Origin of the sequence: Paraburkholderia megapolitana (genome assembly GCF_007556815.1) — a bacterium.
GTDB classification, from domain to species: domain Bacteria; phylum Pseudomonadota; class Gammaproteobacteria; order Burkholderiales; family Burkholderiaceae; genus Paraburkholderia; species Paraburkholderia megapolitana.
On record NZ_CP041745.1, the window covers coordinates 212,558 to 226,191 of the forward strand.

The following is a 13,634-nucleotide window of genomic DNA, read 5'->3' on the forward strand; positions in this document are numbered from 1 at the left end:
GTGTCGTGGAACAGGCGCTCGCATACGCGGTGCGTAACGTAACGCGAAGCGGCTTTGTATCGTCGGCGAATGCGGTATCGGTCATACAGGGCGAATGGGCCGCGAGTGCCGCGGGACGGTCGGTGCAGCCCTAAAGAAAAACGGCGGACCGGGTGACCGGTCCGCCGTACTCCCTGGCGTGTTGAGCTGCTGTCGTTATTTCTTGGGTGGCGTAGTCGATGCGCCGAGTCCGCCGAGCAGTCCGCCGGAAGTCGAGGAACCCGAGCCGCCGGTCAGTCCGCCGGTGAGCGAGTTGAGCAGACCCGTGACTGGCGAAAGCAGAGCGCCCAGACCGCCGGAGCTGCTGGACCCACCCGTTCCACTTGAACCTCCCGTGCCGCCTGAGCCGCCGGTCGAACCACCCGTTGCGCCACCGAGTGCGCCGGTCACGGACCCGAGCAGACCGGTGACAGGGGCCAGCGGGTTCGAGCCTGAGCTTCCCGTTCCGCCGGTTGCACCACCGAGTGCGCCGGTCACAGATCCAAGCAACCCGGTGACAGGTGCCAGCGGATTCGAACCGGTTCCGCCGGTGCCGCCCGTTGCTCCACCGAGGCCACCCAGTACACCGGTCAATGTCCCGGTGACGTTGGTGAGCAAGCCGGTCACAGGCGCGAGCGGTCCGGTACTTCCACCGAGCGCACCCGTGAGCGTTCCGGTGACGGTGTTGAGCAGGCCGGTCACAGGCGCGAGCGGTCCACCGCCTGAGCCAGAACCCGATCCGCCGAGTCCACCGCCCAGACCACCCAGACCACCGAGCGCGCCGGTAAGCGTGCCAGGCAGCGAGGTGAGCAGTCCGGTGAGCGGCGCAAGCGGATTGCCCGAACCCGTGCCTCCGGAGGTGAGCAGACCACCTGCCGAGGTAACCGTGTCACCGAGCTTGGTGACGACGTTGCCCAGGTTCTGGCCGATCGGATTGCCCGTGGCTCCACTGATCTGCGCGCCCGCGGCATCGAGACCATGACCGATGGTCGAGAGCAGACCATTGAGCGGCGCGCCGAGACCAGTCGTGTCACCGATGGCCTGAGTGGTCGCCGAGACGGTCGAGGTGATCGGTGTGATCACCGAGCTGACAGTCTGCGTGACCTGCTGGATCGGTCCGGTGGAGATCGCGGTACCGAGCTGCGTACCGATACCGCTGACGGCGTTGCCCACTGCAGAGACGAGCCCACCGAGCGGCGTGGTGAGCGGACTGAGCGGTGCGGTAGGTCCAGTGCCGAGGCTTGTGACTAACTGCCCAACGTTGTTGACGGCCTGGCCGGCGTCGTAGACGACATTGCCTGAGCTGGCGAGGGTGATGCCGAGCGGGTCAGTAGCCTTGCCGAGCTGGCCGAGACCGTTGGCCGTTCCATTGCCGAGCGCAGTGACACCGGCGCCGAGGTTGGAGACGACGTTGCCGAGCGCAGCCGTCGTCGCGGGGTTGCCGCCGGGAATCGGCGTGAGACCGATCTGGCCGCCGATCGCCGAGACGGTCTGGCCCGTCGCGGTGACGATGTTGCCGGTGTTCTGGACGACGTTGCCGATGGCGTTGGCGTTAGGCGTCGGAGTAGGCGTCGGCGTCGGCGTCGGCGTCGGAGTGGGCGTCGGTGTCGGCGTCGGGGTAGGCGTCGGCGTCGGAGTAGGCGTCGGTGTCGGCGTCGGAGTAGGCGTCGGAGTAGGCGTGGGCGTCGGCGTCGGCGTCGGGGTAGGTGTTGGAGTGGGCGTCGGCGTCGGAGTAGGTGTCGGTGTCGGTGTCGGCGTCGGAGTAGGCGTCGGAGTAGGCGTGGGCGTCGGCGTCGGAGTAGGCGTCGGAGTAGGCGTGGGCGTCGGCGTCGGCGTCGGCGTCGGCGTCGGGGTAGGCGTCGGAGTGGGCGTCGGCGTCGGCGTCGGGGTAGGTGTTGGAGTGGGCGTCGGCGTCGGCGTCGGCGTCGGAGTGGGCGTCGGTGTCGGCGTCGGAGTAGGCGTGGGCGTCGGCGTCGGCGTCGGAGTAGGCGTCGGAGTAGGCGTGGGCGTCGGCGTCGGGGTAGGCGTCGGAGTGGGCGTCGGCGTCGGCGTCGGGGTAGGTGTTGGAGTGGGCGTCGGCGTCGGGGTAGGTGTTGGAGTGGGCGTCGGCGTCGGAGTAGGTGTCGGTGTCGGTGTCGGCGTCGGCGTCGGAGTAGGCGTCGGTGTCGGTGTCGGAGTAGGCGTCGGAGTAGGCGTCGGCGTCGGCGTCGGCGTCGGCGTCGGCGTCGGAGTCGGAGTCGGAGTCGGAGTCGGAGTCGGAGTCGGAGTCGGGGTAGGCGTCGGCGTCGGCGTCTTCCCACCACCACCGCCAGTACCCGTCCCGCCACCGCCGGTACCTGTACCACCACCTCCACCGCCGGTGCCGATGGTTCCGCCACCGGAGCCACTTCCCAGCGGTTTAGTAACAGTCGATCCGCACCCTGAGAGCGCGATCAGTGACGATACGCACATTGCGATCGTCGTCATTTTGAATTGGCGATTCATGCTTTTTTCCCCTCGGAAATAAACCGATAGGGGGTCAACTGCAAGCGCTATGCCAATTTCTCCGGCAAGCGCCACAAACCGCCAAAGCCTGTGGAATAAAGGGAAAGGGATCGCAATGGTTCGAGAGCGTTGAGCGCCGGCTTCGATGTGTCACGGAACAGGCACCCCCACACGCGGTGCGTAACGTAACGCGAAGCGACCTCGCATGCCTGATCAGCACGATGTCCGCCACGCAGAGCCGCCGGGCTTCGGCACAACTCGACAGTCAGCACAGCACAAAAAAAACGGCGGACCGTATTATCGATCCGCCGCACTCCCTGAGATGATGAGACGTTGTTGTTATTTCTTAGGTGTACTGGCGAGCGAGCCAAGTCCGCCGAGCAGACCGCCGGATGACGATGAGCCGCCGGTCAGCCCGCCCGTGAGCGAGGTGAGCAGACCGGTGACCGGCGCGAGCAGACCGCCCAGACCCGCCGAGCTACCCGTCCCGCTCGAGCCGCCTGTCGATCCGCCCGTTGCCCCACTGACCGCTCCGGTCACGGACCCAAGCAGTCCCGTGACAGGCGCCAGCGGATTCGAACCCGAACTGCCGCCCGCTACGCCGCCGAGCGCTCCCGTGACAGATCCGAGCAGCCCGGTAACCGGCGCCAGCGGATTCGAGCCCGAACCGCCAGCTCCGCCCGCTACGCCGCCGAGCGCACCGGTGACCGTACCGAGCAGCCCGGTAACAGGAGCAAGCGGATTCGATCCCGAAGTACCGGTTCCGCCGATGCCGCCCAGCACGCCAGTCAAACTTCCCGTGACGCTGGTAAGCAACCCGGTAACCGGCGCGAGCGGCCCGGTGCTGCCACCGAGCGCGCCGGTAACAGCTCCGGTGACGGTGTTGAGCAGCCCGGTGACAGGCGCCAGCGGACCACCAGAGCCGGAGCCCGTACCCGTACCGGAACCGCCGAGTCCACCCAGGCCACCCAGACCGCCAGTAAGCGTACCGGGCAGCGAACCGAGCAGTCCGGTGAGCGGCCCGAGCGGATTGCTCGAGCCCGTGCCCCCGGCGGTCAGCAGACCGCCCGCAGAGGTAACGGTGTCGCCGACCTTGGTGACGATGTTGCCGAGGTTCTGACCGATCGGATTGCCGGTTGCTCCGCTGATCGTGCTGCCGGCCGAATCCAGACCATGGCCAATGGTCGAGAGCAGGCCGTTGAGCGGCGCCCCCAGACCCGTTGCATCGCCAATCGTTTGAGTGGTCGCCGAGACGGTCGAGGTAATCGGCGTGATCGCCGAGCTGACAGCCTGCGTGACCTGCTGGATCGGCCCGGTGGAGATCGCGGTGCCGAGCTGGGTACCGAGACCGCTAACCGCATTGCCGACGGTGGACACCACGCCACCCAGCGGAGTCGTAAGCGGACTCAGCGGTGCGGTAGGTCCGGTCCCAAGGCTGGTAACAAGCTGGCCGACATTATTAACAGCCTGTCCGGCGTCGTAGACGACGTTGCCCGAACTCGCAAGCGTCACGCCGAGCGGATTGCCGCCCTTGCCGAGCTGGCCCAGGCCATTGGCCGCGCCCGTGCCGAGCGCGGTGACACCGGCGCCGAGGTTGGAGACGACGTTGCCGAGCGCGGCAGTGGTCGCGGGGTTGGCACCGGGGATCGGCGTGGTGCCGATCTGGCTGCCAATCGCCGAAACGGTCTGGCCGGCGGCGGTGATGACGTTGCTGGTCTTCTGGACGACATTGCCGACCGCGTTGGCGCTAGGCGTTGGCGTGGGTGTCGGAGTCGGTGTGGGCGTCGGCGTCGGAGTAGGCGTCGGCGTGGGTGTCGGTGTAGGTGTTGGCGTCGGAGTGGGCGTCGGCGTTGTGCCACCGTTCCCGCCGCCGCCGATGCCCCCTGGCTTGGTGACGGCCGAGCCGCAACCCGTCAGGGCGATCATTGAAGTTACGCAAAAAGCGACTGCTGTCATTTTAAATTGGCGTTTCATGTTTGCCTCCCCTCGTAAAGAGCTTGGTGGGGAGTCAACTGCAAACCTTATGCCAATTTCGTCCGGAATCGAGCGATGCCGGCTAAGCAAGCTGCATCAAGGGAAAGCGGGCGCCAGCCGCGACGGTACAAGCTCGTGGCCGCGGCGATGTGGTGTGGAACAAACGTTCGATTGAGCCGCGCGTAACGTAACGCGCGTGCTGCCCTGAACCGGGATGTAACCGTGACGAAGCGCGATCGATTTGCGGCGACTCGCGAGGGCGTTAGCGTTTACCCCGTCAGATTTTTAGCCGCCGCAGCACCCTCGGACCGGCTATCGCGATGAGTGCCGCGCACAGCGCCACGACCGACAGCCCGATCGGCAGGCTCGTTACCTGCGCGATGCCGCCGATGATCACCGGCCCCAGCAGCATGCCGAAATAGGCGAGCCCGGCAACATGCGCGAGGCCTTCGGCTGCATGAATGCCCTTGACGCGCGCGGCCGCCGCAAAAAGCACCGGCATCATGTTAGCGAGCCCCAGCCCCATCAACGTAAAGCCGGCCAGCGCCGTGACCGGATACGGCAACAGGAGCGCGCCGACCATACCGACGAACGCCAGCGATGCGCTCGCCATGACCAGTTGCGGCGCCCCGAAGCGCGCCCGCACGGCGTCGCCGCCGAACCGCGCGGCGGCCATGCCGCCAGAAAACGCGGCGTAGGCCGCGCTCGCCACCGCAGGGGTCGCGATCACGATGTCGCGCATATAGACGGTCGCCCAGTCGTACATCGCGCCCTCGGCGATCAGTGCGATCAGCGCGAAGATACCGAGCGCCCACAGCGCCGGCGAGCGCCAGCGATTGGCCCGCGGCGTGTGGGCGTCCGGATGCTCGGCGTGCGGCACATGAGGCAGGACCGAGGGACACGCAACCACCAGCACCAGTGCGCTCACCGCCGCGGCAAGCGCGAGATGCACGGGCGGCGCCATGCCGCGCGACATCAGCGCCCCACCTGCAGCCGCACCGGCCATTCCGCCGACGCTGAACATGCCGTGCAGTGTCGACATGATCGGGCGTCCCAGCGCGATTTCGACGGCGCTCGCTTCCGCGTTCATCGCCACATCGAGCGTCGCCATGCCCATACCGAAGACAGCCAGCACGACGAGCAACAGCCAGTAAGAAGGAACGATCAGAATCAGCGCCGCGCACACCGACATCGTCAGGCCGCCAGCGAAGCACGCACGGCGCGAGCCGACGCGGGCGATCCACGGTCCGTTGGTCGCCATCGCGGCAATCGAGCCGACCGCCACCGCCAGCAGCGCGAACGAGAGCAGTGCCGGGTTCAGATGGAAGCGGTCGCGCACCGTCGGCACATGGACTCCCCACGACGCGTACATCATCCCGGCGATGAAGAACAACGCCATCGTGGCGTTGCGGGCCCGGTTGCGCTCGGCAGCGGGGAGTGCGCTGTGGGCGGCGGGGAGCGCGGGGAAATCGGAGGGTCGATCGGACACGGGAAGCTCGTTGCGTTGGCGGGAAGCAGGCGCGCGGGACAGAAAGGAAACCGCGAGGAAACCGCGAGGTAAGCGCGCTGAAAGCGAACGTCAGATTCTATCTGCCCAGGTGAGTCTTATGGCGGAGCCGCCTGAACTAATATGGACGTCTGAACAGGCCGGCCCAGCAAGCCGCCCGCCTCCGCCCACCGAGGACCGCGTACTTGAACATTCCCGCTCACGCTCCGCTGCATCTGCTGCACCAGGCCGCTGTCGGTACGCTGGCCACCCATGCGCGCGAGCCGCAAGGTTTCCCATATCCGTCGGTCCTGCCGTTTGCGCCGGATTTGCGGCATCGCCCGACCATCCTCGTGAGTCGTCTCGCCGAACACACGCGCAACCTGCATGCCGATCCGCGCGCCGGATTCCTGGTCGCCCACGCGCCCGACGGCGACGTGCTGAACGGCCAGCGCGTCACCTTGTTAGGTGCGTTCGAGCCGGTCGAACCCGATGAAACGTCGGTGCGCCGCTATCTGCGCTATCACCCGGACGCTGCCCGCTATCTGGCACTCGGCGACTTTTCGTTCTGGACGATGAACGTCGACCGGCTGCGCTATATAGGAGGATTCGGCGCGATGGGCTGGCTCGACGCACAGGATCTCGATCCCCTCGAGCCGCTTGCCCTCGACGAGGAAGCCGCTCTCGCCGATTTTTTCGACGCTCACCCGAAGCGCGTCGACAGTCTGGTACTGGCGGGCGTCGATCGCTACGGCGCGGATCTGAAAATCGCCGGCGAGCGGACCCGCTTCATGTTCGATGTGCCGAAATGCGATTCAGATGCGTTGCATGCCGCATTGGCCGACTGTATCGAGCGACATCTCTCCTGAATATTGCGATGACTGGACAGAGCATTCTGTTTATTTCGTCCGAAGTGAAGCAATTTCCCATTTTGTTGCGTCTCATCGCTCACAAACTCTCATGCCGTGAAAAGTTGAGGCATAAATGGCAAATTAATTTTCATGGTTTGGGAGTTGATAATCCAATTATCTGAAATATGCAGTCGGTTTGCATGAACGAAGAATCTACCGAAATGAAAGTTTCTTAACATCGTCTCAGTACTCGTCGAAGCACTTTGAAACAAAAGATAATTAATTTCGGAAAGCGATCTTTTCCCCTCTTTCGATTTTGTGTTAATCTCGCCTGCAAATTCCGAGGCACGACAACCTTCAAACGGCAAGCCCGCTTAAGATCGGCAGCCATTTATCCAAACCACAAGGCAAACTATGTCTTCCTACAAGGACCTTCTCGCTCAGCGAGAGAAGCTGGAAAAGCAGATCGAAGAAGCCAAGGCACGCGAATATGCCGAAGTGCTGAACGAGATCAAGCAGAAAATGACCGACTACGGTATTACCCTGGCCGAACTCGGTGGCGGTCGCGGCAAGCACGCCAAGGCTGGCCGCCCGCGGGCAGGCGTTGCGCCGAAGTATCGCGACCCGGATAGCGGCAGTACATGGTCGGGCCGCGGCAAACCGCCGCGGTGGATCGCAGGATTGGATCGCGAGAAGTTTCTTATCCAGAAATAATGCCCGTTCGCACCTCACGGTGCGAAGCATCAATAAAACCGCGTTATCCGCAAGGAGCGCGGTTTTTTATCGTCGGTCGGTTGCACTGCGGATGGCGCTGCGACAGAACGTGATGAGGGCTTGAATACGAATGCTTCGTGTTCCAGTAAGCGGCTGATTTAAAAGGGTATTTTCGAGCGATCAGGCATCTTTCGCGATGCCTCGCGGGTAGAATGACGGTTACCGTCAACCGCCAGTTTGCTTTCATTTTTATGCCTGCAGCCGCTATCGCACAATCCGGCGAGAAACATCGGGTCGCGCGTAAAACCACTGTTGTGAGTATCGTGCTCAATGCGATATTGAGCGCATTGCAATTAATTGTCGGAGTTTTGGCGCATTCCCAGGCGTTGATTGCCGACGGTGTTCATTCACTATCGGATCTCGTATCCGACTTTGTCGTGTTGATTGCGAATCGCCATAGCGGTGCGCAACCCGACGCGGATCACAACTACGGCCATAGTCGCTATGAAACGGTCGCGTCGCTGTTTCTCGGCGCGCTGCTAATCGCCGTGGGCGTCGGCATGCTCTGGCGCGCGGGTACCCGGCTCGCCGATCCCGAGGCGATTCCGGCCGTTCATTTGAGCGCGCTGGTCGTGGCGGTGCTTGTACTTGTGTCGAAGGAGGCGCTGTTCCGCTACATGCTGCGCGAGGCGCAACGTGTGCGCTCCGCCATGCTGATCGCGAACGCATGGCATGCAAGGTCGGATGCGGCGTCGTCGCTGGTGGTGGCGCTCGGCATTATCGGCAGTCTGGCGGGTGTGCGGCTGCTCGATCCGATCGCGGCGGCGATCGTCGGCTTCATGGTGGCGCGCATGGGCTGGGTGTTCGGCTGGGACGCACTGCAGGACCTGTCCGACCGCGCGCTCGACGAAGCGGCGTCCACCGGTCTGCGCACCTTGTTGCTGGCCACACCCGGCGTGCGCGACGTACATGAACTGCGTACCCGCAAGATGGGCGACTTCGCGCTCGTCGACGCGCATATCCTCGTCGACCCGCTGATTTCCGTATCGGAAGGGCATTTCATCGCCGAGTCGGCGCGGGCGCGCCTGTTGACCGACACGCGCGTGCTCGACGCGCTGATTCACGTCGACCCCGAGAACGACACGCTCGCACGGCCGCCCGTCGATCTGCCGCCGCGCGAGCGCATCGTTAGCGAACTGAACGCGGCGCTTGACGGGCATGGTGTCGCTATCGAGGCGGTCAATCTGCACTATCTGAGCAGTGGGCTCGATGTCGAACTGGTTTTGCGGCCGTCGCCGGACCTTGGCGAGGAAGGCCGCAGCGAAGGCGACGCGGCCTGGCTGGCCGGCATCGATCGCGTGGAGCTACAGCGGCGCCTGGGTGCGCGACGATTGAGCGTGCTAAAAGCAACGGTTTTGTCAGAGCCGCAGAGCAAACTGGCGCGTGAACATCGCGACGTCGCCTGATGAAAACGTCCCCCAGCTTTACAGCGGCAACTGCGTATCGAACTTGATCTCCCGCAGCACGACGCTCGTACGAACCTGCGCGACGGCGGGAATCTTGAAGATGCGTTCGTGCAGGAACGCGTCGTAGGCCTTGATATCCGGCGCGACGATTTTGAGGATGTAGTCGGACTCGCCGGTCGTGCTGTAGCACTCGGTCACTTCCGGGCAGGTAGCGATTTCCCGCTCGAACTGCTCGACGCCGCCTTCCGTGTGCCGGGTCAGGTGGATGTGCGCGAGCGCGCAGACATGGAGCCCCAGCTTCTCCCGATCGAGCAACGCTGTATAGCGCTGGATCACGCCCGATTGCTCCATGTCCTTGATCCGCCGCCAGCACGGCGTACTGGACAAGCCGACCTGATCGGAGATTTCCTGGACCGAGCGGCGCGCGTCCAGCTGCAGCAGACGCAGGATCTTTTGAGAGAACGTATCGAGTGTCAACTGCGCCTCCGTGTGCGTCGCGGTATAGCCAAATGGTAGAGGCCGCGAAAACGAAGCGCAATGTATACCGGCAGTTATGAGGGAGATTCCCTAATTTGCGCCGCGCTCAGCGGCTTTTTGTGCTGAGCCGTCCCCATCAGTGTCCGCGCTGCCGTTTGCGACAGCGGCTGTGGCGCCGGCGGCCTGCGACGCACGTAGCTCGGCGAGCATGTTGCAGAACAACGCACCCTGCTCGATTGCGTCGTCGAGTGCGACGTGCGTATGCGGGTGATCGTCGAACCAGTGTTTCGGCAGCCGCGGCTTGATGCACTTGCGATACGGCAAGCCCGTCATCGCGAACGCGAGCGTCTTGATGTCGAGCGCGGACCAGGAGAACGGACAGCGGCCGGCGAACCGCATCATGTACCAGAACATGAACGTGAAATCGAAGCCCGCCGGCATCGCGACGAAGACCGGCTTGCCCGGCAGCGCCTCGACCCATTCGACGTACTTGTTCAGCGCGGCTTGCGGCTGTTGCAGGTCGAGCCGGCAGGCGGCCCACGCTTCCGGCTGTGTCTTCCACCACGCTTCCTGCACTGGATGCGGCGTGGCCCCCTCCAGCAGCTCGAGGTTGGCCGAGAAGGTGGCGACGAGACGCTTGTCCGCGGTGTAGGCGGCGGAAGCGAAGCTCAGCATCGAGTGCGGGCCGGGAATCGGGCCGTCGGCTTCGACGTCGGTGCTGACGTAGATTTCCTCGCTCATGCGCCGACTCCGTCCGCCACATACGGATTGGACTGGCGCTCCGCGCCGAACGTCGAAGTGGGACCGTGGCCCGGCACGAAGGTCACGTCGTCGCCGAGCGGCCAGAGCTTTTCGCGGATCGAGCGGATCAGGTCGGCGTGGTTGCCGCGCGGAAAGTCGGTGCGTCCGATCGAGCCGGCGAACAGCACGTCGCCGACCAGCGCAAGCCGGTGCGTGCGGCTGAAGAACACGATGTGGCCGGGCGTATGGCCGGGGCAGTGATACACCTCGAACTGTTCGTCGCCGAACTTTGCGGTGTCGCCGTCATGCAGCCAGCGGTCCGGTTCGAATGCTTCAGCGGCCGGGAAGCCGAAGCGGGTGCTCTGATCGGGCAGCTTGTCGAGCCAGAAGCGCTCGTCCGGATGCGGACCTTCGATCGGTACGCCGTAGTGCCCCGCGAGTGTTTTCGCGCCGGCGCAGTGATCGATATGGCCGTGCGTGAGCAGCACCTTTTCCACCGTGACCGCCTGCCGCGCGACTTCACCCTGGATGATCTCGAGGTCGCCGCCGGGATCGACGACGGCTGCGCGGCCGGTTGCCTCGCAGACGAGTAACGAGCAGTTCTGCTGGAACGGGGTGACCGGTATCAAGGTGACTTTCATGGCGTACGCGCGGCTCTAAAACTGCGATTGTACCGGCCGCTCCGTGCCCGCGCCGGTTGTCGCAAGAGGTCGGCGCAGCAGGCGCGTTTTTCGCGTCGTAGATAAAAATTCAGTAAAGATTCATGGGGTTATCCCTCGTTTGGGAGGGCGCCGATGTGTTTTGGGTATAATGGCGACCTTGTGCACGGGAAACCGTGCCGCCACTGGGCGACCCGAACCCTGATCTGAAAGGACGAGCGGGCGCCGTCAAGCAAGTGCCGTCGGTTGTCGACGGCAAATCCAGCATCGACAGGTTTCGATGCACACGTCTTACCCAGCCAGGTGCCACGCGCCTGCTACGGCCTAGCTGCCGTGACGCTGGGTGGGGCCTACGCCGCTGTTCCTGGGCGCCAAGGTTGTCGGCGCTCAAGAACGTGTTTGCCACGTTCGATGGCGGCATGTGGGGTCTGGTCAGGCTGCCGGGGACAGGTTGCGCCAGACGTGAAAACTAACCGTGCGGTAGCGGCAGAAATTGCCGCATCCGGGCTACGACGTTCTGCGCCTCGCGCAGGCGTTGGCTTTTGCCTTGCCGCCGGAGTCGCATGCAACACGCAGCTATCGCGTGATGCGGCTCGACAATGTGAATGCACGTTTATGAAAACTCGGTTGCCCCGACGTATCGGGAGTTTTTTTGCCTTTTTTGTGCTGGCGGGGTGCGCGATGCCTCCTGGCCCCGCCGATCAGGCAAGCAACACGCCGCTCAGCACCCGGAGTGCGCATGCAGGCAGTGACCTGACCGCGCCGGTCGCTTACGGCGCCGCGTTCGGTGGGCCGGCTTCCGGCGCCGACGCGAAGGCGGGCGACAAGTCGCTTGCCGATGCCGAACCGCTGACCGAAGGCGGACCGGATGTCTCGGATTTCCAGCAGACCGGTCGCGCTTCCTGGTACGGCCCGCGTTTCCACGGCCGCCGTACCGCGAGCGGCGAGCGCTACAACATGCACGCGCTGACCGCCGCGCACCGCACGCTGCCGATGGGCTCGTATGTGCGCGTGACGAACCCGACCACAACGCGTTCTGTGATCGTGCGCATCAACGACCGTGGGCCGTACGCGCGCGGCCGGGTGATCGACCTGTCCTACGCAGCTGCGCTCGAACTGGACCTGCAGCACGCCGGTACGGCGCGCGTGAAGATCGAAGGTCTGTCGCAGCAGGAAGCGAGAGCCGCACGCAACGAAATACTGGCGGCGAATTCGCCGAAATAAGCTGGAACGTGGGATCGCGGGCAACTACCGAGTTGCCTCGTGGTCGCCAGATGTCTCCCTGAAGGGCCGCCTCTCGCGGCCCTTCAGTCTTTCTTGAGCGCGAGTGCGCGCGTATAGAGCGCGTTGCGCGATGTACCGGTGATCGAAGCCGCCACGCGCGCGGCACTGCTCACCGACAGTTCCTCCAGCAGCAGGCCCAGCAGCGTGTCGTGATCCGCTTCGCCGGTTGCCTGCGCTGTCATCCCCTCGACCACCAGTACGAATTCGCCGCGTTGCCGGTTTGGATCGGCGGCGAGCCATGCTGGTCCATCGGCCAGGGTGCTCACGTGCAATGCCTCGTGTAACTTCGTCAGCTCACGGGCGATCAGCATGCGCCGCGTGCCGCCGAACGCCTCGGCGAGCGCCGACACGGTTTCGAGAATGCGGTGCGGTGCTTCGTAGAACACCATCGCGTACGGATGTCCTGCGAGCGGCTGCAGCATCGTCGCGCGTTGCTTTGCCTTGGGCGGCAGGAAACCAAGAAACGAGAACGTCTCGGCCCAGTCGCCGGCTGCGCTCAACGCGGTGGCGAGCGCGCTGGCGCCGGGCAGCGGAACGACCGGGAAGCCCGCCTCGCGCGCCGCTTCGACGAGTTTCGCGCCGGGGTCGGAAATGCCCGGCGTCCCGGCATCGGACACGTAGGCGACGCGTTCGCCGGCCTGCAGGTATTCGACGATGCGTTGCGCCGCGGCCCGTTCGTTGTGCTGATGCACGGCGACGAGCGGCTTTGAGATGCCGTAGCGCGCGAGCAGCTGGCCGGTGTTGCGGGTGTCTTCGGCGGCGATGCGGTCAGCGAGTCCGAGCACGTGCAATGCGCGCAACGTGATGTCGGCGACGTTGCCGATCGGCGTCGCCACGACATAGAGCGCAGGGGCGGGGTACTGCTGCCCTTGCGCGAGTTCGGAGAGAGGAGTCATGAGACGGAACCCGCAGACAGATGAAGCAAGGCCGCCATTGTGCCACGCAGCCACGCGCGCCCCGGACCGCGTCGCGAGCGCGAGCGCGCCCACGCCCGCACGGGTTCAGTCCACCGGCGACAACTTTCCGCGGCAGCGCGGGTCGAAGCTCGTCGGTGCGGCATTTGAAGCACATGCGCTGGTGTTCCTGCAGCATCAACGGTTGCGCTTCGTGGCACGCAACGTCGTGTGCCGCGGCGGCGAGATCGATCTCGTGATGCGCGATCGCGACGACACGCTCGTATTCGTCGAAGTGAGGGCGCGTGCGCAGCGCCGCTACGGCGGTGCAGCGGCGAGCGTCGGTTGGCACAAGCGGCAGCGGCTGTTGCGCGCCGCGCAGTTTTTTCTGGCGACTCGTTTAGTGCACCAGAACGGCGAGATGCCCGCCTGCCGGTTCGACGTCGTTGCGTTCGAAGCAGGTCGGCTGATCTGGCTACGCGACGCATTTCGCGCCGACGACCGCTAAACCTGCCGGATACCGCGCACGAGTACGCTAAACTTGCGGACGCGAACGGGGTGGATGAACGCCCGATCTTCACAACACG

General features: G+C 64.7%; 12 protein-coding genes. 5 read left to right on the top strand and 7 right to left on the bottom strand.

What is annotated here, in order from left to right:
* Positions 1-195: 195 nt before the first annotated feature.
* From FNZ07_RS34090 to FNZ07_RS14295, 3 genes are all read right to left on the bottom strand, one after another.
* A complete protein-coding gene (locus tag FNZ07_RS34090; RefSeq protein WP_249040676.1) occupies positions 196-2,502 on the bottom strand; it encodes a collagen-like triple helix repeat-containing protein in 2,307 nt (768 codons plus the stop codon).
* A 339-nt stretch (positions 2,503-2,841) separates the two neighbouring features.
* A complete protein-coding gene (locus FNZ07_RS14290) occupies positions 2,842-4,476 on the bottom strand; it encodes a collagen-like triple helix repeat-containing protein (protein WP_091008981.1) in 1,635 nt (544 codons plus the stop codon).
* A 277-nt stretch (positions 4,477-4,753) separates the two neighbouring features.
* Complete coding sequence (locus FNZ07_RS14295) at positions 4,754-5,965, bottom strand: MFS transporter (RefSeq protein WP_091008984.1); 1,212 nt, start codon at positions 5,963-5,965, stop codon at positions 4,754-4,756.
* A gap of 203 nt (positions 5,966-6,168) precedes the next feature.
* On the opposite strand from FNZ07_RS14295, the gene FNZ07_RS14300 reads away from it, so the two are divergent.
* The 3 genes from FNZ07_RS14300 (at position 6,169) to FNZ07_RS14310 (ending at position 8,993) form a co-directional block, all read left to right on the top strand.
* Positions 6,169-6,831 (top strand): HugZ family pyridoxamine 5'-phosphate oxidase, encoded by a 663-nt coding sequence (locus FNZ07_RS14300; RefSeq protein ID WP_091008986.1) that lies wholly within the window; start codon positions 6,169-6,171, stop codon positions 6,829-6,831.
* A 396-nt stretch (positions 6,832-7,227) separates the two neighbouring features.
* Positions 7,228-7,527 (top strand): H-NS histone family protein, encoded by a 300-nt coding sequence (locus tag FNZ07_RS14305; protein ID WP_091008989.1) that lies wholly within the window; start codon positions 7,228-7,230, stop codon positions 7,525-7,527.
* 251 nt (positions 7,528-7,778) lie between these two features.
* Positions 7,779-8,993, top strand: coding sequence for a cation diffusion facilitator family transporter (locus FNZ07_RS14310; protein WP_091010862.1), 1,215 nt, complete (start codon positions 7,779-7,781; stop codon positions 8,991-8,993).
* 18 nt (positions 8,994-9,011) lie between these two features.
* Here FNZ07_RS14310 and FNZ07_RS14315 read toward each other — a convergent pair whose 3' ends face one another.
* The 3 genes from FNZ07_RS14315 to FNZ07_RS14325 form a co-directional block, all read right to left on the bottom strand.
* Positions 9,012-9,470, bottom strand: coding sequence for an Lrp/AsnC family transcriptional regulator (locus FNZ07_RS14315; protein ID WP_074263115.1), 459 nt, complete (start codon positions 9,468-9,470; stop codon positions 9,012-9,014).
* A 90-nt stretch (positions 9,471-9,560) separates the two neighbouring features.
* Complete coding sequence (locus tag FNZ07_RS14320; protein ID WP_091008992.1) at positions 9,561-10,211, bottom strand: 3'-5' exonuclease family protein; 651 nt, start codon at positions 10,209-10,211, stop codon at positions 9,561-9,563.
* Positions 10,208-10,852 carry an MBL fold metallo-hydrolase gene (locus tag FNZ07_RS14325; protein WP_091008998.1) on the bottom strand — a complete coding sequence of 215 codons (645 nt, stop codon included), beginning with the start codon at positions 10,850-10,852 and terminating at the stop codon, positions 10,208-10,210. Before FNZ07_RS14325 ends, FNZ07_RS14320 begins: the two co-directional genes overlap by 4 nt.
* 633 nt (positions 10,853-11,485) lie before the next feature.
* Between FNZ07_RS14325 and FNZ07_RS14330 the strand changes: the two genes are divergently transcribed.
* The gene (locus tag FNZ07_RS14330; protein ID WP_091009001.1) at positions 11,486-12,094 is read left to right on the top strand and encodes a septal ring lytic transglycosylase RlpA family protein; all 609 of its coding nucleotides are present in this window, start codon (positions 11,486-11,488) and stop codon (positions 12,092-12,094) included.
* Between the two features lie 83 nt (positions 12,095-12,177).
* Here FNZ07_RS14330 and rsmI read toward each other — a convergent pair whose 3' ends face one another.
* On the bottom strand, positions 12,178-13,050 hold the full coding sequence (gene rsmI, locus FNZ07_RS14335; RefSeq protein WP_091009004.1) for a 16S rRNA (cytidine(1402)-2'-O)-methyltransferase: 873 nt from the start codon (positions 13,048-13,050) through the stop codon (positions 12,178-12,180).
* On the opposite strand from rsmI, the gene FNZ07_RS14340 reads away from it, so the two are divergent.
* The gene (locus FNZ07_RS14340; protein WP_091009007.1) at positions 13,049-13,555 is read left to right on the top strand and encodes a YraN family protein; all 507 of its coding nucleotides are present in this window, start codon (positions 13,049-13,051) and stop codon (positions 13,553-13,555) included. The genes rsmI and FNZ07_RS14340 overlap by 2 nt on opposite strands.
* Positions 13,556-13,634: the final 79 nt, after the last annotated feature.